Source organism: Pseudomonas sp. MYb541, assembly GCF_037479595.1.
In the GTDB taxonomy this organism is placed as follows: domain Bacteria; phylum Pseudomonadota; class Gammaproteobacteria; order Pseudomonadales; family Pseudomonadaceae; genus Aquipseudomonas; species Aquipseudomonas canadensis.
Window position 1 is genome coordinate 1 of sequence record NZ_JBBGYS010000072.1, and the last position, 20,486, is coordinate 20,486.

At 61.7% G+C, this 20,486-nt stretch carries 19 protein-coding genes; 14 read left to right on the forward strand and 5 right to left on the reverse strand.

Translation table 11 applies throughout. The features are described 5' to 3' along the window. A partial coding sequence (locus WH299_RS28910) for an HAD family hydrolase (RefSeq protein WP_339551971.1) occupies positions 1 to 641 on the reverse strand: 641 nt, incomplete at its 3' end. Positions 642 to 784: 143 nt separating this feature from the next. On the opposite strand from WH299_RS28910, the gene WH299_RS28915 reads away from it, so the two are divergent. Then, positions 785 to 1,264 (forward strand): RNA pyrophosphohydrolase, encoded by a 480-nt coding sequence (locus WH299_RS28915; protein ID WP_003176750.1) that lies wholly within the window; start codon positions 785 to 787, stop codon positions 1,262 to 1,264. A 22-nt stretch (positions 1,265 to 1,286) separates the two neighbouring features. Continuing rightward, positions 1,287 to 3,566: a phosphoenolpyruvate--protein phosphotransferase gene (ptsP, locus tag WH299_RS28920; RefSeq protein ID WP_028618347.1), complete on the forward strand. Its 2,280-nt coding sequence runs from the start codon at positions 1,287 to 1,289 to the stop codon at positions 3,564 to 3,566. A gap of 99 nt (positions 3,567 to 3,665) precedes the next feature. Here the strand turns inward: ptsP and WH299_RS28925 are convergent, their stop codons facing one another. Beyond that, positions 3,666 to 4,412 (reverse strand): NRDE family protein, encoded by a 747-nt coding sequence (locus WH299_RS28925; RefSeq protein ID WP_122729721.1) that lies wholly within the window; start codon positions 4,410 to 4,412, stop codon positions 3,666 to 3,668. Positions 4,413 to 4,532: 120 nt separating this feature from the next. Here WH299_RS28925 and WH299_RS28930 point away from each other — a divergent pair, with 120 nt between their 5' ends. From WH299_RS28930 to WH299_RS28940, 3 genes are all read left to right on the forward strand, one after another. After that, on the forward strand, positions 4,533 to 5,315 hold the full coding sequence (locus tag WH299_RS28930) for a sulfite exporter TauE/SafE family protein (RefSeq protein WP_028618345.1): 783 nt from the start codon (positions 4,533 to 4,535) through the stop codon (positions 5,313 to 5,315). Positions 5,316 to 5,393: 78 nt separating this feature from the next. Then, positions 5,394 to 6,206: a prolipoprotein diacylglyceryl transferase gene (gene lgt, locus WH299_RS28935; protein ID WP_010207296.1), complete on the forward strand. Its 813-nt coding sequence runs from the start codon at positions 5,394 to 5,396 to the stop codon at positions 6,204 to 6,206. Between the two features lie 54 nt (positions 6,207 to 6,260). Continuing rightward, positions 6,261 to 7,094, forward strand: a complete 834-nt coding sequence (locus WH299_RS28940; RefSeq protein ID WP_028618344.1) for a thymidylate synthase — start codon at positions 6,261 to 6,263, stop codon at positions 7,092 to 7,094. A gap of 53 nt (positions 7,095 to 7,147) precedes the next feature. Here the strand turns inward: WH299_RS28940 and cadR are convergent, their stop codons facing one another. Further along, positions 7,148 to 7,588 carry a Cd(II)/Pb(II)-responsive transcriptional regulator gene (gene cadR / locus WH299_RS28945; protein WP_016979028.1) on the reverse strand — a complete coding sequence of 147 codons (441 nt, stop codon included), beginning with the start codon at positions 7,586 to 7,588 and terminating at the stop codon, positions 7,148 to 7,150. 85 nt (positions 7,589 to 7,673) lie between these two features. Here cadR and WH299_RS28950 point away from each other — a divergent pair, with 85 nt between their 5' ends. The 8 genes from WH299_RS28950 to WH299_RS28985 all read left to right on the forward strand — a co-directional run bounded on the left by WH299_RS28950 (position 7,674) and on the right by WH299_RS28985 (position 17,177). Further along, entirely contained in the window at positions 7,674 to 9,932 is a 2,259-nt protein-coding gene (locus WH299_RS28950) for a heavy metal translocating P-type ATPase (RefSeq protein WP_339551972.1), read from the forward strand. A gap of 15 nt (positions 9,933 to 9,947) precedes the next feature. Beyond that, positions 9,948 to 10,811 (forward strand): LysR family transcriptional regulator, encoded by an 864-nt coding sequence (locus tag WH299_RS28955; protein ID WP_122729717.1) that lies wholly within the window; start codon positions 9,948 to 9,950, stop codon positions 10,809 to 10,811. A gap of 104 nt (positions 10,812 to 10,915) precedes the next feature. Continuing rightward, entirely contained in the window at positions 10,916 to 11,980 is a 1,065-nt protein-coding gene (locus WH299_RS28960) for a putative 2-aminoethylphosphonate ABC transporter ATP-binding protein (RefSeq protein WP_028618341.1), read from the forward strand. Position 11,981: 1 nt separating this feature from the next. After that, positions 11,982 to 13,688: a putative 2-aminoethylphosphonate ABC transporter permease subunit gene (locus tag WH299_RS28965; protein WP_339551973.1), complete on the forward strand. Its 1,707-nt coding sequence runs from the start codon at positions 11,982 to 11,984 to the stop codon at positions 13,686 to 13,688. A gap of 22 nt (positions 13,689 to 13,710) precedes the next feature. After that, positions 13,711 to 14,733 carry a putative 2-aminoethylphosphonate ABC transporter substrate-binding protein gene (locus WH299_RS28970; RefSeq protein WP_177052663.1) on the forward strand — a complete coding sequence of 341 codons (1,023 nt, stop codon included), beginning with the start codon at positions 13,711 to 13,713 and terminating at the stop codon, positions 14,731 to 14,733. Between the two features lie 125 nt (positions 14,734 to 14,858). Then, positions 14,859 to 15,992, forward strand: a complete 1,134-nt coding sequence (locus WH299_RS28975; protein ID WP_339551974.1) for a TIGR03364 family FAD-dependent oxidoreductase — start codon at positions 14,859 to 14,861, stop codon at positions 15,990 to 15,992. Further along, positions 15,992 to 16,546, forward strand: a complete 555-nt coding sequence (locus tag WH299_RS28980; protein ID WP_122729706.1) for a phosphonate degradation HD-domain oxygenase — start codon at positions 15,992 to 15,994, stop codon at positions 16,544 to 16,546. The genes WH299_RS28975 and WH299_RS28980 overlap by 1 nt, the downstream gene beginning before the upstream one ends. A gap of 91 nt (positions 16,547 to 16,637) precedes the next feature. Beyond that, positions 16,638 to 17,177 (forward strand): hypothetical protein, encoded by a 540-nt coding sequence (locus tag WH299_RS28985; protein ID WP_122729704.1) that lies wholly within the window; start codon positions 16,638 to 16,640, stop codon positions 17,175 to 17,177. Positions 17,178 to 17,182: 5 nt separating this feature from the next. Here WH299_RS28985 and WH299_RS28990 read toward each other — a convergent pair whose 3' ends face one another. Beyond that, entirely contained in the window at positions 17,183 to 18,550 is a 1,368-nt protein-coding gene (locus WH299_RS28990) for a DUF3482 domain-containing protein (RefSeq protein ID WP_122729702.1), read from the reverse strand. Continuing rightward, complete coding sequence (locus WH299_RS28995; RefSeq protein WP_339551975.1) at positions 18,543 to 19,913, reverse strand: DUF2868 domain-containing protein; 1,371 nt, start codon at positions 19,911 to 19,913, stop codon at positions 18,543 to 18,545. Before WH299_RS28995 ends, WH299_RS28990 begins: the two co-directional genes overlap by 8 nt. A 69-nt stretch (positions 19,914 to 19,982) precedes the next feature. Between WH299_RS28995 and WH299_RS29000 the strand changes: the two genes are divergently transcribed. Beyond that, positions 19,983 to 20,486: dihydrofolate reductase (locus tag WH299_RS29000; RefSeq protein WP_339551976.1), on the forward strand; the 504-nt coding region annotated here is incomplete at its 3' end.

The window sequence follows — 20,486 nt, forward strand, 5'->3', positions numbered from 1 at the left end:
ATCACCGGCCAGCCACGCTTCTCGGCCTCGGCCCGCAGATTCGGATCCGGATCCACTGCCACCGGGTGAGTCACCTGCTCCAACAGCGGCAGGTCATTCATCGAATCGCTATAGAAGTAACTGTCTTCCAGGCTATACCCCGTCTCTGCCAGCCAACGGTTCAAGCGCGTCACCTTGCCCTCGCGGAAGCACGGCACGTCGGTGCTGCGCCCGGTGTAGCGGCCGTTTTCCATCTCGCATTCGGTGGCGATCAGGGTTTCCACGCCCAGGCGTGCGGCAATCGGCGCGGTGACGAAACGGTTGGTGGCGGTGATGATCACCAGCTTGTCACCGGCGGCGCGGTGCTTGGCCAGCAGTTCCACGGCTTTAGGCAGCATCAGCGGTTCGATGCAGTCGCGCATGAAGTCGTCGTGCCACTCGTCCAGTTGGGCCCTCTCGGTGCGACCGAGGATTTCCAGGCTGAAGTTCAGGTAGGCGGCGTTGTCGAGCTTGCCGGCCAGGTAGTCCTGGTAGAACTCGTCGTTGCGCGCCTTGTAGGCCACCGGGTCAAGAATCCCGCGTTCACAGAGGTAATCGCCCCAGGCGTGATCGCTGTCACCGCCGAGGAGGGTGTTGTCCAAGTCGAATAAAGCCAGGCGCATTGCAGTTACTCGCTGAAATGTCTGTAAAAAGGCGTCCAGAATACGGTCTTTTCACAAGAGTGCACATAAGGTAAGAAGCCTCGTTGCCGCTTCATCAACCTTTGTGGAACAATGCGGCGACATGCGTTTGCGAGGTTGTTGCCGTGATCGACCCCGATGGTTTCCGTCCTAATGTCGGGATTATTCTTACGAATGATGCCGGACAGGTGCTATGGGCTCGCCGAATCAACCAAGATGCCTGGCAGTTTCCTCAAGGTGGAATCAACCCCGACGAAACCCCTGAAGACGCCTTGTACCGTGAGTTGAATGAAGAAGTCGGCCTTGAGCGCGAAGATGTACAAATTCTGGCCTGTACCCGTGGCTGGTTGCGCTATCGTTTGCCGCAACGCCTGGTACGTACCCACAGCCAACCGCTGTGCATCGGCCAGAAGCAGAAATGGTTTCTCCTGCGCCTGATCTCCAACGAGCAGCGGGTGCGGATGGATTTGACCGGTAAACCGGAGTTCGATGGTTGGCGCTGGGTCAGCTATTGGTACCCGTTGGGCCAGGTGGTGACATTCAAGCGCGAAGTTTATCGTCGCGCTCTCAAAGAGCTTGCCCCGCGCCTTTTAGCGCGCGACTGACGACGGAGTTCGACCCCGAGCCATGCTCAATACGCTGCGCAAGATCGTCCAGGAAGTTAACTCCGCCAAGGATCTCAAGGCGGCGTTGGGGATTATTGTGTTGCGCGTCAAGGAAGCCATGGGCAGCCAGGTCTGCTCGGTTTACCTGCTGGACCCCGAGACCAACCGTTTTGTGCTGATGGCCACCGAGGGCTTGAACAAGCGCTCGATCGGTAAGGTCAGCATGGCGCCCAATGAAGGTCTGGTGGGCCTGGTGGGGACGCGTGAAGAACCCCTGAACCTTGAAAACGCGGCCGATCACCCGCGTTACCGCTACTTTGCCGAAACCGGCGAAGAGCGTTACGCCTCGTTCCTAGGCGCACCGATCATTCACCACCGCCGCGTCGTCGGCGTGTTGGTCATCCAGCAAAAAGAACGCCGCCAGTTCGACGAAGGTGAAGAAGCCTTCCTCGTAACCATGAGCGCGCAGCTTGCTGGGGTTATCGCCCACGCCGAAGCCACCGGTTCGATTCGCGGCCTGGGGCGTGAGGGCAAGGGCATCCAGGAAGCCAAGTTCGTCGGCGTGCCGGGTTCACCGGGCGCTGCGGTCGGTACGGCGGTAGTCATGTTGCCGCCAGCGGACCTGGATGTGGTGCCGGACAAGACCGTCAACGACATCGACGCTGAAATCAAACTGTTCAAAACCGCCCTGGAGGGCGTGCGCGCCGACATGCGCAACCTGTCGAACAAGCTGGCCACCCAGCTGCGCCCCGAAGAGCGTGCGCTGTTCGACGTGTACCAGATGATGCTCGACGACGCGTCGCTGGGTAACGAAGTCAAGACGGTGATCAAGACCGGCCAGTGGGCCCAGGGCGCACTGCGCCAGGTGGTCACTGATCACGTCAACCGTTTCGAAATGATGGATGACGACTACCTGCGTGAGCGGGCCTCGGATGTGCGCGACCTCGGTCGCCGTCTGCTGGCCAAGCTGCAGGAAGACCGCACCACCAACCTGGTTTACCCCGACAACACCATCCTTATCAGTGAAGAACTGACCGCCACCATGCTCGGCGAAGTGCCCGAGGGCAAGTTGGTGGGCCTGGTCTCGGTACTCGGTTCGGGCAACTCCCACGTTGCGATCCTGGCGCGTGCCATGGGCATACCGACGGTGATGGGCCTGGTCGACCTGCCGTATGCCAAGGTCGACGGCATCGGCATGATCGTCGATGGCCATCGCGGTGAAGTGTTCACCAACCCCAGCGAAGTGTTGCGCAAGCAATACGCCGAAGTGGTTGAGGAAGAGAAACAACTGGCGCTGGGCCTCGATTCATTGCGCGAACTGCCGTGCGTAACCACCGACGGCCATCGCGTGCCGCTGCTGGTCAACACCGGCCTGCTGGCCGACGTGGCTCGTGCGCAACAGCGCGGCGCTGAAGGCGTGGGGCTGTACCGCACCGAAGTGCCGTTCATGATCAACCAGCGTTTCCCGAGCGAGAAGGAGCAGCTGGCGATTTATCGCGAGCAACTGCAGGCCTTCCACCCGTTGCCGGTGACCATGCGCAGCCTGGATATCGGCGGCGACAAGTCACTGTCTTATTTCCCGATCAAGGAAGACAACCCCTTCCTGGGCTGGCGCGGCATTCGCGTAACCCTCGACCACCCTGAAATTTTCCTCGTACAGACCCGCGCCATGCTCAAGGCCAGCGAAGGCCTGAACAATCTGCGCATCCTGCTGCCGATGATCTCCGGCACCCACGAGCTGGAAGAGGCGCTGCACTTGATCCACCGCGCCTGGGGCGAAGTGCGCGACGAAGGCGCCGACGTACCGATGCCGCCGATTGGCGTGATGATCGAAATCCCGGCGGCGGTTTACCAGGCCAAGGAGCTGGCGCGCCAGGTGGACTTCCTCTCGGTAGGTTCCAACGACCTGACCCAATACCTGCTGGCCGTGGACCGTAACAACCCACGGGTGGCCGACCTTTACGACTACCTGCACCCGGCGGTTCTGCAAGCACTGCAACATGTGGTGCGCGACGCCCATGCTGAAGGCAAGCCGGTGAGCATCTGCGGCGAAATGGCCGGCGACCCGGCGGCGGCAGTGCTGTTGATGGCGATGGGTTTTGACAGCCTGTCGATGAACGCCACCAACTTGCCGAAAGTGAAGTGGATGTTGCGCCAGGTTGAGTTGAGCATGGCCAAGGACTTGCTGGCGGAGTTGATGACCATCGACAACCCGCAAGTTATCCACAGCTCGCTGCAGTTGGCGCTGAAGAATCTGGGGCTGACACGAATGATCAACCCGGCCTCCGCTAAAACCCTCTAGACCGAGTCGCCTTTTTCGCAGGCAAGCCAGCTCCCACATTGGAATGCATTTCAACTGTGGGAGCCGGGCTTGCCCGCGATAGCGCTCGCTCAAGCACCGCTAAATCCTCAGTTCGACCTCGCCAAGTCGGCCACCATGCGGCCCAAAACTACGCTCCACCATCCGCCGCGTCCCGTCGGCATTTACAATCAGCGCCGTACTCGCCCGCGTCCCATAACTTGGGCTGGCGATAAACACGCTGGATAAAAGACTTTCCGTCGCCAAGCCCACTCCGGTATCTGGCAGGTCTGCAAACGGCGCCGTTTGAGGATCACTCAAAATCCCCAACAAGGCTTCCGGCTGTGGATCATCCAATACCGCGCTCAACGCCGTCTTGGCTTTGAGCAACTTTGGCCACGGCGTATCCAACCCGGCGTTGGACAACCCATACACCCCGGCCTCCAATCGCGTCGGCTCGGTGTGATTGGCGTTGTAATGCCACAGCTCATCGCGCGTGCCTATGAGCAGGTTAAACCCGGCATATTCAATCGAGCGGCCGTTAACGTCGGCCAAATACTGTTCAATCGGCAGCGAACCGCTGAGAAATCGCGCGACCAACTCGCCACGGGACTTACGGGCCGGTGGCTGGTGCGGGTCGCGGATATTGGTCAGCGCGGCAAAGCGTCCATCGGCATTGACCCCCAGCCAAGTACCGCCGGCTTCCTGGTCACGGCCGGCGTAGACCTCGGGCGCATCCAGCCACTGGGCCAGCGGCAGGCTGGGGCGGGCGTAGAACTCATCGCGGTTGGCCGCGACGATCAGTGGCTGGGCGTGGCCCGGCCGCCAGGCGAAAACAATCAGGCACATCAGGCGATACCTTTTGTGTTTTTAGCCACTCTACCCACTCAAGCCGAGGCGTTCCATCGTATGCAGTTGGGTCGCATGCCTTCCATCCGTTAACATGCCGGACTTGGTTCGGGGGCTCCCATGGAATTTCTGCTGTATTTGCTGCTCGGTGCCTGTGCGGGTGTACTCGCCGGGCTGTTCGGCGTGGGCGGCGGGATCATCATTGTGCCGGTACTGGTGTTCAGCTTCACCTTGCAAGGCTTCGACCCGCAGGTGCTGACCCACCTGGCCGTGGGCACCTCCCTGGCGACCATCATTTTTACCTCGGTGAATGCTGTGCGCGAGCATCATCGACGGGGCGCGGTGCGTTGGCCGATCTTTGTGTGGATGACCGTGGGCATCCTGATCGGCGCCGGTTTTGGCGCATTGACCGCCGAGGCGATTTCCGGCCCGCACCTGCAAAAGATCATCGGCGTATTTGCCTTGCTGGTGGCCGTTCAACTGGCACTGGAGGTGAAGCCCAAGGCCAGCCGGACGGTGCCGGGCAAGTTTGGCTTGACCGTCGCCGGTACGTTTATCGGCTGGGCCTCGGCGATTTTCGGGATTGGCGGCGGCTCGCTGACAGTGCCGTTTTTGACCTGGCGCAGCGTGCCTATGCAGCAGGCGGTGGCCACTTCATCGGCCTGCGGCCTGCCGATTGCGCTGGCCAGTGCATTAAGTTTCATGATTCTGGGCTGGCATGACCCGCTGTTGCCCGCTCATAGTCTAGGGTTCGTGTATTTGCCGGCGCTGCTGGGCATTGCCCTGACCAGCATGGTGTTTGCCCGCTTCGGCGCACGCTTGGCACATCGATTGTCGCCGCGTCTGCTCAAGCGCTTGTTCGCCGGGCTGTTGTTCTGTGTCGGTCTGAACTTTTTGCTTTAAAGAATTTGAATAATGCAGGCTTAATCGCGGCCCGGCATGGTCCCGGTCGCCATAACGAATGATTAACGAGGAGTCGCAATGCTGCCTTACCCGCAGATCGACCCGGTGGCCCTGGCCATCGGTCCGCTGAAAATCCACTGGTACGGGTTGATGTACCTGATCGGCATCGGCGGTGCCTGGTTTCTGGCCTCTCGACGCCTGAACCGGTTCGACCCGACCTGGACCAAGGAGAAACTCTCCGACCTGATTTTCTGGCTGTCGATGGGGGTGATTGTCGGCGGACGCCTGGGGTATGTGTTGTTCTACGATCTCTCCGCGTACATCGCCAACCCGACGCTGATCTTCGAGGTGTGGAAGGGCGGCATGGCGTTCCACGGCGGCTTTATCGGCGTGATGATCGCCGCCTGGTGGTTCGGCCGTCGCAACGGCAAATCGTTCTTCCAGCTGATGGACTTCGTTGCGCCGATGGTACCGATCGGCTTGGGCGCCGGGCGTATCGGCAACTTTATCAACGCCGAACTGTGGGGCAAGCCGACCGACGTGCCGTGGGCCATGGTGTTCCCGCCGTTCAGCGACCCGGCGCAACTGCCGCGCCACCCGTCGCAGCTTTATCAGTTCGCATTGGAAGGCGTGGCGCTGTTCCTTATCCTGTACATCTTCTCGCGCAAACCGCGCCCCACCATGGCGGTGTCGGGCATGTTCGCGTTGTTCTACGGGATCTTCCGCTTTATCGTCGAGTTCGTGCGCGTGCCGGATGCACAGTTGGGCTATTTGGCGTTCGGTTGGGTGACCATGGGCCAGATCCTCAGCTTGCCGATGATCCTCGGCGGCCTGGGCTTGCTGTGGTGGGCGTACAATCGCCCGCAACCTTTGAAGAACACCGCGCTTTAAATTCGAATGCCGAGGCTGTTGCGCAGCCTCGGCTTCAACGATACGGGTAAAAAAATGAAGCAATATCTCGAACTACTGAACGACGTCGTGACCAATGGATTGACCAAGGGCGATCGCACCGGCACCGGCACCAAGGCCGTGTTTGCCCGTCAGTATCGGCATAACTTGGCCGACGGCTTCCCGCTGCTGACCACCAAGAAGCTTCACTTCAAAAGCATCGCCAACGAACTGATCTGGATGTTGAGCGGCAACACCAATATCAAATGGCTCAACGAAAACGGCGTAAAGATCTGGGACGAATGGGCCACCGAAGACGGTGACCTGGGCCCGGTGTACGGCGAACAGTGGACCGCCTGGCCGACCAAGGACGGTGGCACGATCAACCAGATCGATTACATGGTCCACACGCTGAAGACCAACCCCAACAGCCGCCGCATCCTGTTCCACGGCTGGAACGTCGAGTACCTGCCCGACGAGACCCAGAGCCCGCAGGAAAACGCGCGCAACGGCAAGCAAGCCCTGCCGCCGTGCCACCTGCTGTACCAGGCGTTTGTGCACGACGGTCACCTGTCGATGCAGTTGTACATTCGCAGCTCCGACGTGTTCCTCGGCCTGCCGTACAACACCGCCGCGCTGGCCTTGCTCACCCATATGCTGGCCCAGCAGTGCGACCTGATCCCTCACGAGATCATCGTCACCACCGGCGACACCCATGCCTATAGCAACCATATGGAGCAGATCCAGACCCAGCTGGCGCGCACGCCGAAGAAACTGCCGGAGCTGGTGATCAAGCGCAAGCCTGCGTCGATCTACGACTACAAGTTTGAAGACTTCGAAATCGTCGGTTACGACGCCGACCCAAGCATCAAGGCCGACGTCGCCATCTGATCAATGTGGGAGCGAGCAAGCCCGCTCCCACATTTAGCCGGTGTTCACTTGATTTAGTGGCCGTGGCTTCTGCCTACATGCGAGGGCTCAGCCTCGCTGGCTGCCACACTCCCGCTGACTTCCAGCCGCTGCAGAATCCCGCACTCGGGCCCGCCGCCACAGCGTTGGCGCAAGTCCAGCAATTGCTCCTGCAACGCCAACAGCCCATCGATCCGCGCCTTCACATGGTGGATGTGTTCGTCAATCAACGCATTCACGTTTTCACACTGGTCCTGGGGGCTGTCGCGCAAGCCCAATAGGCTGCGGATTTCCTCCAAGGTCATGTCCAGGCTGCGGCAATTACGGATAAACACCAGTCGCTCGGTGTGCGCTTGGGTGTAAACGCGGTAATTGGCGTCGGTGCGCGCCGGGGGTGGCAGCAGGCCTTCCTTCTCGTAGTAACGGATGGTTTCCACCGGGCAGTCGGTCAGTTTGGCCAGTTCGCCGATCTTCATCGCAGCAATCTCCAAATGGGTGCTTGACCCTATAGTGGCTACAGGGTCTTTACTTGGCAACAGGCACCTTTACGGACGCGACAGAATGAGCGATTCCATCCACACCCCGCATAAACACGAGCATGATCACGACCACGATCATGGCCCGAAAAAACTCACGCCTGTGCATGACCACGGCCACGGCGGTTCCTGCTGTTCCGGTACTCCGGCCCCGGCGTTGGTGCAACTGAGCGAGGCGCCCACCGCCGGTTCGCGTTTGAGCACCTTCCGCATCGAAGCCATGGACTGCCCCACCGAGCAGACGCTGATCCAGAACAAACTGGGCAAGCTGGCCGGCGTGCAGCAGCTGGAGTTCAATCTGATCAACCGCATCCTCGGCGTCACTCACGACTTGCCGAGTACTGCACCGATCATCGAAGCGATCAAATCCCTGGGGATGCAGGCTGATCCGATCGAAGAGGGCACCCCGGCCGCAGAGCCACCGGCCAAGAAACATTGGTGGCCCCTGGCGTTGTCCGGCGTCGGTGCGTTGGGTGCCGAAGTGCTGCACTTCAGTGGCGTCGCGCCCACCTGGGTGATCGCACTGGTAGCGTTGGTGTCGATCCTCAGCGGCGGCCTCACCACGTACAAAAAGGGCTGGATTGCCCTGAAAAACCTCAACCTGAACATCAATGCCCTGATGAGCATCGCCGTCACCGGTGCGATCCTGATCGGGCAATGGCCGGAAGCCGCCATGGTGATGTTCCTGTTCACCGTGGCCGAGTTGATCGAAGCCAAGTCCCTGGACCGTGCGCGTAATGCCATCAGCGGCTTGATGCAGATGACGCCGGAGCAAGCCACGGTGCGGCAGGTGGATGGTTCCTGGGTTGAAAAAGAAGTCAAAAGCATTGAGTTGGGCGCAATCGTGCGGGTAAAACCTGGCGAGCGCATTGGCCTGGACGGGGAAGTCACCGCCGGCCAATCCACCATCGACCAGGCACCGATCACTGGTGAAAGCCTGCCAATCGAAAAGACCGTGGGAGATAAAGTCTTCGCCGGCACCATCAACCAGGCCGGTTCCCTGGAATACAAAGTCACTGCAGCGGCCAACAACTCCACCCTGGCGCGCATCATTCACGCGGTGGAACAGGCCCAGGGCGCGCGCGCGCCGACCCAGCGCTTTGTCGACAGCTTCTCGAAAATCTACACCCCGGCGGTGTTCCTGTTCGCCCTCGGCGTGGCCATTATTCCACCGCTGTTCATGGCCGGCGCCTGGTTCGACTGGATCTACCGCGCCCTGGTGCTGCTGGTGGTGGCGTGCCCGTGTGCGCTGGTGATTTCCACCCCGGTGACCATCGTCAGCGGCCTGGCGGCGGCGGCGCGCAAAGGCATCTTGATCAAGGGCGGCGTGTACTTGGAGGGTGGTTACAAGCTCGACTATTTGGCCCTCGACAAGACCGGCACCATCACCCACGGCAAGCCGGTGCAAACCGATTACCTGGCGCTGTTCCCCAATGTCGCAGACAGCGCGCCGGCTTTGGCCGCCAGCCTGGCTGGGCGTTCCGATCACCCGGTGTCGCTGGCGATTGCCAACGCGGCTGTGGATAAAAATCTGCCCACCCATGTTGTGGATAACTTCGAGGCCCTGGCCGGTCGGGGCGTGCGTGGCGACATCAACGGCGAAACCTACCACCTGGGCAACCACCGCCTGGTGGAAGACCTGGGCCTGTGCTCGCCGGAACTGGAAGAAAAACTCTTCGCCCTGGAAAAACAGGGCAAATCGGTGGTGCTGTTACTCGATAAGTCCGGCCCATTGGCACTGTTCGCCGTGGCCGACACGGTCAAGGACAGCAGCCGCGAAGCTATCCAACAACTGCACGAGCTGGGCATCAAGACCCTGATGCTCACCGGCGACAACACCCACACCGCCCAGGCGATTGCCGCCCAGGTGGGCATCGACCAGGCTCAGGGTGACCTGTTGCCGACGGACAAGCTGCAAGCCATCGAAGCACTCTACGGCCAAGGCCACCGCGTGGGTATGGTCGGTGACGGCATCAACGATGCCCCGGCGTTGGCCCGTGCCGAGATCGGTTTTGCCATGGCCGCAGCGGGCACCGATACCGCCATCGAAACCGCCGACGTGGCCTTGATGGACGATGATTTACGCAAGATTCCGGCATTCATTCGTCTGTCGCGGCAAACGTCGAGTATCCTCAAGCAGAACATCGCCCTGGCGTTGGTGATCAAGGCGATCTTCCTGGCGGTCACCTTCCTGGGCATGGCCACCATGTGGATGGCGGTGTTCGCCGACATGGGCGTGAGCCTGCTGGTGGTGTTCAATGGCCTGCGCCTGTTGCGCAAATAGAGATGAGAGGGTGGTGTGCTGAGTGCCGAGTTAAAGGCTTTTTTCATGGTCGCCCGCCTGGGTAGCATCACCCAGGCGGCGAAAAAGCTCGGCCTGAGCCAACCCACGGTCACCACCCAGATCCGTAACCTGGAAAGCCAGTACGGCGTCGAGCTGTTCTACCGCGGCGGCCGCCGCCTCACCGTCAGCGACGAGGGTGCGCGGCTCCTGCCGATGGTCAAGGCGCTGTTGCAGCAAGAAGCGGACATCGAGTTTTTCTTGCGCAACAGTGGCCAGGTCCAGGGCGCATTGAGGATTGCCGCCACGGCGCCTTACTACATCCTCGACCTGGTCAAAGCCTTCCGCGAGCGTCTGCCGCAAGTGGAAGTGTCGGTGGAAATCGGCAACTCCCAACAAGTGCTTGAAGCCTTGGACGACTACCGCGTCGACGTCGCCGCTTCCTCGCAACTGCTGGAGGACCCGCGCCTGATCCGCCGTGTGCTGGGCACCGACCCGCTGGTGCTGGCAGTGCATCGCAACCATCCGCTGGCCAAGCTGGATCATGTGCCGCTCTCGGCGTTGGCCGGGCACACATTATTGATGCGCGAGGCGGGCTCAACCACGCGGAGCCTGACTGAAGAACTCTTGCAAAGCGCCAACGTGAGCTACGGCCCCTTGCTGGAAATCGGCAGCCGCGAGTCGATCCGTGAGGCGGTGTTGCGCAACATTGGCATCAGCATCATTGCGCGGCAGGAAGTGCCACACGATCCGCAATTGCGGGTGCTGACCTTCGAGAATGCGCCGCAGATTCCCGAGTATCTCTACTGCCTCAAGGAACGCAAAGGCGCGCGGTTGCCGGCGGCATTTCTGGGGTTGGCGCAGGAAATGTCGCCGCTTTAACCAAAATTCACCAATACCACTATCACTCCCTTTTGCCTTTCTGCCACATGAGGGACGCATTGCCTGCCTAGCATGGGCTTCATCAGTTCGATGAGGTGCCTTGCATGAACACAGCCCTGACCCAACCCGGCGCGCCGATGAAAGTGCGCGGTATCCAGAAACGCTTCGGCGCCTTCACCGCGCTGGACAACGTCTCCCTGGACGTCGCCGCCGGCGAGCTGGTGTGCCTGCTGGGCCCGTCCGGTTGCGGCAAGACCACCTTGCTGCGTTGCATCGCTGGCCTGGAGCGCCAGGACAGCGGCGAACTGTACCTGGGCAGCCGTGATGTTTCCCTGCTGCCGCCCCAGGCACGGGACTACGGCATTCTGTTCCAGTCCTACGCGCTTTTCCCCAACCTTACCGTCGAAGCGAACATCGGCTACGGCCTCACCGGCAGCGGTCGCGAGGAAGTGCGCAAGCGTGTCGGGCAGATGCTGGAATTGGTCGGCCTGGTCGGCAGCGAAAAGAAATACCCCGGCCAACTCTCCGGCGGACAGCAACAACGCGTCGCCTTGGCCCGTGCTTTGGCGCCTGCGCCTTCGTTGTTGTTGCTGGACGAGCCAATGTCGGCCCTCGACGCCCGCGTCCGTGAGCATCTGTGCACCGAGCTGCGCCAACTGCAACGCCGCCTGGGCATCACCACGCTGATGGTCACCCACAACCAGGACGAAGCCATGCTGATGGCCGACCGCATCGCCGTGATGAACAACGGCAAGGTCGAGCAGTACGCTACGCCCCAGGAAATCTACGACCGCCCGGCCACGCCGTTCGTGGCGGAGTTTGTCGGCCAGGGCAACTGGCTGCCGTTCAGTCGCAACAGTGCCAGTCACGCCCAGGTCGGTGGGATGAACATGCGCCTGGCCGACGATGCCGGTGTGGCCAAGTCCGGCCGCTTGTTCTGCCGCCCTGAGGCGATCAGCGTCAACCCGCCGGTGCATGAAGAAAACCTGTTTCCGGCCAAGGTCCGCGAGATCACTTTCCTCGGCAACCGTTGCCGCATGAGTTTCGAACTGGAGCAACTGCCCGGTCATCCGCTGCTCGCTGAATTGGCCCCGGAAGCCATGCCGCGCCTGGGCGCCCAGGACATCTGGGTGGCCTTGCCGCCGCGCAGCCTGCAGGTGTTTGCCTGAGATGGCCGCTGTCATGACGCTGCCACGACCGGTGTCCCGCGCCGAAACCGGTGACCGAATTTTCGTCGTCGGCGGCAAACTGCTGTGGCTGTTGCTGCTGGGCCTGGCTGTCTTGATGCCGCTGCTGGCGATCTTCTGGCGCGGTTTCAGTAGTGAAGCCGGGCAGGGCGGTGGTCTGGTGGCTGCACAGGAACTGATCACCAGCGCCAACTTCCACTGGCTGCTGGGCAATAGCCTGAAAGTTGCCCTCAGCGTGGCGGCTATCGTCGTACCGCTGGCCTACCTGTTTGCCTACGCCCTGCAACGCACGTTGATCCCCGGCAAAGCGATCTGGCGCGGCATGTCGTTGCTGCCGTTGATGGCGCCGTCGATGTTGCCGGGCATTGCGCTGGTCTACCTGTTCGGCAACCAGGGCATGCTGCGCGGGTTGCTCTCGGACAATATCTACGGCTTCTGGGGCATTGTGCTGGGTGAGGTGATCTACACCTTCCCACACGCTTTGATGATTTTGCTGTCGGCGCTGTCCCTGGCGGATGCGCGCCTGTTCGATGCGGCCTCCAGCATGGGCGCCAGCCCGGCGCGGGCGTTTCGCAGCATTACCTGGCCGGCCACGCGCCAGGCCGTATTCGCCGCGTTCTGTCTGGTGTTCACCCTGACCATCACCGACTTCGGCGTGCCCGTGGTGGTTGGCGGCGATTATCAGGTGTTGGCGCTGGAAGCCTACAAGGCGGTGGTCGGCCAGCAACAGTTCGGTCGCGGCGCGCTGATCGGCATGGTGTTACTGCTGCCGGCGCTGTTCAGCTTTGCTGTGGATGCCTGGCTGCGCCGCCGTCATGGCGATTCCATGAGCGGCCGTGCCCAAGTGTTCCAACCGGCGCCATCGCGCATGAGGGACGGCTGCTACCTGGCCATCGTGCTGCTGATCTGCGCCGTGTTACTGCTGGTGTTCGGCATGGCGGTGTATTCGTCGCTGGTGAAGTTCTGGCCGTACAACCTGTCGCTGTCGCTCAACCACTACCAGTTCGAAGACACGGCTGGCGGCGGCTGGCTGGCCTATCGCAACAGCCTGACCATGGCGCTGTGCACCGCATTGATCGGCAGCGTGTTGATCTTCACCGGCGCGTACCTGATGGAAAAGACCAAGAGCCAGAAAGGCCTCAACCTCGCCCTGCGCATGCTCAGCTTCGTACCGATGGCCGTACCGGGCCTGGTGCTGGGCTTGGGCTACGTGTTCTTTTTCAACCTCAATGGAAACCCGCTGCATGTGTTCTACGGGACCATGACGTTGCTGGTGGTGTGCACCATTGCTCACTATTTGACCACCGCGCAGATGACGGCCACCACGGCGCTGCGCCAACTGGACGCCGAGTTCGAAGCCGCCGCCTTGTCCCTCAAGGCACCGCTGTACCGGCATTACCTGAAAGTGACGGTGCCGATCTGCCTGCCGGCGTTGCTGGACATCGTGCGCTACCTGTTTGTGTCGGCGATGACCACTGTGTCAGCCGCGATTTTCCTCTACAGCCCCGACACCATCCTCGCCGCCGTCGCCGTGTTGAACATGGACGACGCCGGCAACGTGGGCGGCGCGGCGGCCATGTCGACCCTGATCCTGTTCACCTCAGCCGGCGTCTCGCTGTTGCTGGCGTGGGCCTCACGTGGCGCGTTGCGCCGCTCCCAAGCCTGGCGCCAGAGCGCACCCGGCCAATAAATATCCCTGAAGGAGGTGCTCCATGTTCAAGCCCCTGGCGCTGGTCGCTGCCGTACTGACTGCATTCAGCCTGAATGCCTTCGCCAAGACCGAGTTGACCGTGTACACGGCCCTCGAAGCCGAGCAGTTGAAGACCTATAAAAAGGCCTTCGAACAGGCCAACCCTGATATCGAAATCAAATGGGTGCGCGACTCTACCGGCATCATCACCGCCAAGCTGCTGGCCGAGAAAGACCGCCCGCAAGCCGACGCAGTTTGGGGCCTGGCCGCTTCCAGCCTGGCGATCCTCGATCAGCAGGGCATGCTGGACAACTACGCACCGAAGGACCTGGACAAGATCGGCAAAAACTACCGTGACGCCGCCAACCCGCCGGCCTGGGTCGGCATGGATGTGTGGGCCGCAACGATTTGCTTCAACACCGTCGAAGCCGAAAAGCAGGGCCTGACCAAGCCGGTGAGCTGGCAGGACCTGACCAAGCCTGAGTACAAGGGCAAGATTGTCATGCCCAACCCTGCCTCGTCCGGCACCGGTTTCCTGGACGTCAGCGCCTGGTTGCAGACCTACGGCGAGAAGCAAGGCTGGCAGTACATGGACGACCTGCACCAGAACATCGGCCAGTACGTTCACTCCGGCTCCAAGCCGTGCAAGCTCGCGGCTTCGGGTGAGTTTCCGATCGGAATTTCCTTTGAATACCCGGCCGTGCAGTTGAAACGCCAGGGCGCGCCGCTGGACATCATCCTGCCGAAAGAAGGCCTGGGCTGGGACATCGAAGCCACGGCCGTCATGAAAGGCACCCACAACGCCGACGCCGCGAAAAAGCTCGCTGATTTCTCCGCCAGCCCGGCTGCCATGGACCTGTACAAGGACAACTTCGCCGTCCTCGCTCAGCCTGGCATTGCCAAGCCGCAGACCGAATTGCCGGCCGACTATGAACAACGCCTGATCAAGAACGACTTCGCGTGGGCCTCGAAGAACCGTGACAGCATTTTGACCGAATGGCGCAAGCGCTATGACGGCAAGTCGGAGAAGGTAGCGGGTCAATAAGGTTTTCGTTAGGGCTGATGGCCTCTTCGCAGGCAAGCCAGCGCCCACATTTGAAGGTGTTCGCAATTCAAAATGTGGGAGCTGGCTTGCCTGCGAAGGCGGCTTCGAATACAGGACATCACTTCATGACACACCACAGCGATCTGCTGATCATCGGCGCCGGCATCCTCGGCCTGTCCCACGCCTTTGCCGCCGCCAAACGCGGCCTCAAGGTCAAGGTGTTCGAACGCAGCGCCACGCCACTGGGCGCCTCGGTGCGCAACTTCGGCCAGGCCCTGGTCACCGGCCAACCGCCGGGGCCAATGTTGGACCTGGCACGGCAAAGCCGTGACATCTGGGGCCATTGGGCGCAGGTCGCCGGGCTGCAACTCAAGCGCAACGGCGCGTACCTGTTTGCCCGCACCGAAGCGGAAGAACACTTGCTGGAAGCCTTCTGTGAGGGGCGTGCACAAGAGCACGGCTACAACGTCGAACTGCTGCAAGGCGCGGCGATGAAGGACCTGTATGGCGGCCAGTTCCGTCATCACCGCGCCGCATTGCATGGCAAGGACGATCAGCAACTGTATTCCCGTGAAGCGATCCCAGCGTTGATCAACTACCTGGCGCAAGAGCTGAACGTGGAGTTCTATTTCTCAACCTTGGTGCGTGACGTCGAACCGGGCCAGTTGCACAGCACGGCAGGCAGCTTTCGCGGCGAACAGATCATCGTGTGCTCCGGCCACGACTACCAGACCTTGCTGGCCGAAGCGATGGCCGAACTCAATCCGAGTATCTGCCGTCTGCAAATGTTACGTGCCCGGCCCGCCGTCAACCTGAACCTGCAACACGCGTTGCTCACCGGCTTGAGCTGCGTGCACTACGGCGCTTTCGCCGACCTGCCGGAAGCGGCGCCGGTGCAGGCGCAAATCCTGCGCGATGCTCCGCACCTGCACGAACACGGCATTCACCTACTGATCAGCCCGACGCCCCATGGCGAATTGATCATCGGTGATTCCCATGACTACGGCAGCGACGCGTCGCCCTTCAACACCGAGCAGGTGGATGACTGGATGATCGAACTGGCTGAGCAGACCTTGGGCTGCAAAATCCAGGTGGTGGAGCGTTGGCAGGGCGTGTACGGCTCGCGGGGGCCGGGGCCGTTTTCATTCCTGCGCGTGGCGCCGGGAGTGAGCGCCGCGTTGATGCACACGGGCGTGGGCATGAGCGTGGGGCCGGCGATGGCCGAGCGAAATATCAGTACCTTGTGGGGAGCTGCGTGATGAACCCGGAACAGACCATCGCCGACGTCTTCGGCTTGTATGAGCAGCACGGCACGGCGGATTACATCGGCGAGCCGGTGTCGCAGATCGAGCACATGTCCCAGGCCGCGCAGCTCGCCATGGCCGAAGGCTTTGATGATGAAGTGGTGCTGGCGGCGTTTTTCCACGACATCGGGCATCTCTGCGGCCAGGGCGAGGACAACATGGGGGGTTATGGCGTGGTCAGCCATGAACGGCTGGGCGCGGATTATCTGCGTCGCGCAGGGTTCAGTGAGCGTATGGCCAAGCTGGTGGAGTATCACGTGCAGGCCAAGCGCTACCTGACCTTCAGCCAGCCGGGCTACTACGCGCGCCTGAGCGAAGCCAGCCGTCGCACTTTGGCGTATCAGGGTGGGGTGATGAGTGCCGAGGAGGCTCAGGCGTTTGAGCAGGACCCGCTGTGCGCCGTGAGTTTGCGCATGCGTCATTGGGATGAACAGGCCAAGCAGAGGCATGTGCCGGTACTTGACCTGCAGATGCTCAAGGCAAAGGCTGCGCGGCTACTGGTTGCGTAGACAGGCCTTACACCCAACGCAGACTCGCCGTCTGGAGGCGGGGGCATTGCGTCGTTAAGGTGTTTGCTTCTTACCTTAAGGAGCAACACGGATGCGTTACTTGAAAGCCACTGCCCAGGACATGAGTGGTAATGGCCGCGCCGATACGGTCATCCTGCATTTTTATGAGCATCAGGCAGGTTGCCCGGATGAACTGGTTCACGAGATCTTCGCGGTGGACATGAGTGCCGATGGCCGTGTCGATCTACATTGGGCGGAGGATCTGAACCCCGTCAGCCGGCCACGTGTGCTGGATACAGAGCAGGTTGATAGTTTTGCCGACAGTTTCTTGAAACTGGGCTGGTTCAATCAGCGCAGCCATTGGCAGCGTACGTTGACGATGTACGTCGATCACTTCGGTAAAACCGGAACGCCCAACGCGATCAAGCTCGACTTCCATGAGCGCACGACGTCTGGGTGCAGGTCGTCGCTGGTTTACCAAGCGGCTGCTTATGACGGCGACAGTGACGGCGTGTTGGAGTCGTTCACCAATAGCGACATCGACCGCAATGGGGTGGCCGATAAAGCCGATAAAGAACTGATTCGCTCGCTCTGTAGGGCTTTCCTGGCGTTTGGGTGGTTTGTGCAATAACTCGGTCAGGTCTCATCAAGCCGAGCGGCCAGGGCTTCGACTTGCTCCTGGCGCTCAGCCTGGCTCAACTTGGCGTGAGGATTGAGGGACGACCATTGCGGATGGGCGCGGGCTTTGTGTAGCGCGTCCGGCAACTTGCCTTCGCGCCAGGTCTTGTCCTGGGGTGTGTCGACCTTGATGCTGTGCATCGCTGCATGGCCGCGCAAGTTCAGGGCCTTGAGCAGCTGGCGCTGACGCAAAGCGAGCAGGCGCAGCACGCTGTCATCGACGGTCAGCTCGCGCTGGCCTTTGATTTTGCCCAGCAACCGGCTGCCATAGCTGCGCGCAGTCTGCAGGGCGCCACCGGCAATCGCGCCGGCCAGGGCGGCGGCGCCCAAGGTCAGGCCGCCGACTAGCAGGTCCACACCCGCACCGGCTGCCGCGCCTGCGGCGATCCCGCCACCGACGCGCACGCCGAGTTGCTTGAGGGTTTCCGGATTGAACAGGTCATCGCCCCAGCGCCCGTCGAGCAAGGGCAAGTCACTGGCAGCGGCGTCCTGCGGGCGGAAGCCGAACAGTTTGAGCAGGGCTTCCACACATTTTTGTTCACGCTGGCGCACGGCTTTGCGCAGGTCGCTGATGGCTTGTTGCTCATCTTCAGTGACCACACTGCGGCGACAGGCGGCGCAGTCGATCAGCAGCTCGGCGATCAGTCGCGCAGCACTTTGCTGGCGGGCCTGGCGCTGGGCCTCCTGGTCAAGAATCAAGCGCTCCAACTGTGGTCGCGCGCTTTCCAGTAGCAGGGCGAGGCTTTCGTACAAGCGCCGTTCGCCGTCTTCCGGCGGCGCTACGCTGTCAAATCGCACCAGCGCATGCAGGCCAAGGCGGGCCAGGGCCTCGCGCCAGTCTGGCTCGCGGTGGTCGCTGCTGCTGACGAAATTAAGCACGGGCAGCAACGGCTTGCCGCAACTGGCCAGCACTTGCAGCTCGTCGCGGTACTTGGCCAGCACCGGCTCGCGGGCGTCGATCACATACAAGCCGGCATCGGAGGCCAGCAGTTGGCGCAGCACCTTGGCTTCCTGTTCGAAACGCTGGCGGGCTTCGCTGCCTTCCAGGAAGCGCGTCAGGCGGGCCGGCCCATCGAGGCGTTCGCCGGGGCGATCCAGGCGTTCCAGGTAATCGAGCAGGGCGATGGCGTCTTCCAGGCCGGGTGTGTCGTACAGCTCCAGCAAGGCTTCGCCGTCCACCGACAAGCGCGCGCCTTCCACATGCCGTGTCGTGCTGGGGCGATGGGAGACTTCACCGAAGCCAACATCACGCGTGAGGGTGCGCAGCAACGACGTCTTGCCGACATTGGTGTGGCCGACCACGGCGAGTTTCAGCGGTTTAGTCATGACCCGTCTCCAGCCAGTTCAACGGCGCGCAGTCGGCGAAAGGTAACTCCAGTTGCTGCAACGCGGCGTGCCAGTCGCCTAGGCGTTCGGCGTCCAGCGCCTGGCCGGGTGGCGCTTGCAGCAGCCACACGCGGGTGGCGGTGGCGCTGCGCGCGAGTTCGGCGATCAGCGCCAGGCTGCCGCGATCCGGCGAGCGCCGTGGGTCGCAGGCGACGGCCAGGCGTGCAGGCGGGAAGCGCGAGAGTTGCTCCAGCAGTTTGTGGCGTGATTCGCGGCTGTCGAGGATGCCGGCATTCTTCACGCTGACGGGCAGTTTGGGCGGCCAGGGATGTTGGTCGTCCAGTTCGATGGCAACCAGCAGGGCGCCGTCGCTTTCCAGTTCACTGACGCCGCCGCTGACGTGGTGCAACTGCTCGGGCGCGGCATCGTTGACCCCAAGGCGTTCGCTGCTCGGCATCAGACGCTCGCGCAATTGGCTGTAGCCGGGCAGGTTGAGGTCCAGGCGCAGGGCGGCGCGCCCGCGTTTCCAGCGCCACAGGCACAGCAACGCGAGGATCAGGCGGGGCAGCAGGCCATAGACCAGCAGCACGCCGACCAGCCAGGCGGCCCAGGCTTGGCGGGCGCTTTCGATATTCAGGGCGGAGTCGCCGCTGGCGCGGATCATCTCGACGGTCGGCACATTGAAGCCCAACAGAGCAGGCAAGGTGCCGAGGGCCTGGGTGACGGCGACGAAGGTGTCGGCACCGAGAATGGTGGTTTCCCACACGAAGCCGTAGCGGCGAGTAGCGAGTAGCGTAAGCAGAATCACCATGGCGCTGAGCAACGCCAACAACCATAGACTGTTGACCAGCACGCCTACGGCCCAGCGATTGAGTTTCTGCCGTTGCAGTAGCAGTAACAGTGCTGGCGCCAGTTGGGCGGCTTTGGCATCACGGGCGAATTTTTCGCTGAGCCACAACCATAGTCGCCCCAGGCTGGCACTGTGCTCACCGGCAAACAGCAGGCCCAACGCCCAACTGATCAGCAGGATCAGGTTCAAGCCAAGCAGGCTGCCCAAGGCCCAGAACACATTCACCGGCGTTAGACCGTTGCCCAGTGCAGCAAACGCCAGCCCTGCGCCGCTGATGACCGCGACGATTGCCAGCAGCACCAGCGCCAGACGCGCACCTTGCAGCCAGCGAGTGAGGGCCGCCGCTAGCCCATCGCGTTCGGCCAGGTGCAAGGCGCGCTGCTGGATACGTGTCGGCAGGTCGCCCCCGGCCGTGCGGGCCAGGCGGTTGGCTTCCAGGTCTTCCAGCGGGCCTGCGTGTTCTTCGCGCAGGCGCACGGTTTCTGTCAGCCAGAGTGTGTGCAGTGGAGTCACGCGTAGTCCTGTTGTGTTTGTGAGCCTGGAGCATAACCCCTGGCTCGGGGCTCTGGTATTCTCGTCGCCATGAAAAAAACTCTCCCTTTAAGCCTGATCGCAGCCCTCGGTGAAAACCGTGTGATCGGCGTCGACAACAGCATGCCCTGGCATTTGCCGGGGGATTTCAAATATTTCAAGGCCACTACCCTGGGCAAGCCGATCATCATGGGGCGCAAGACCTGGGATTCCCTGGGCCGACCGTTGCCGGGGCGCTTGAACATCGTGGTTAGCCGTCAGACCGATCTGGCGCTTGAAGGTGCGGAAGTTTTTCCGTCACTGGAGGCGGCGGTAGAGCGCGCTGAAGAATGGGCCAAGGCGCAAGGCGTGGACGAGCTGATGCTGATCGGCGGTGCGCAACTGTATGCGCAGGGGCTGGAGCAGGCGGATCGGCTTTATCTGACGCGGGTGGCGTTGAGTCCGGAAGGGGATGCTTGGTTTCCGGAGTTTGATACGACGCAGTGGAAGCTGGTGTCGAATGTCGAGAATGCGGCTGAGGGAGATAAGCCGGCGTATAACTTCGAGGTTTGGGAA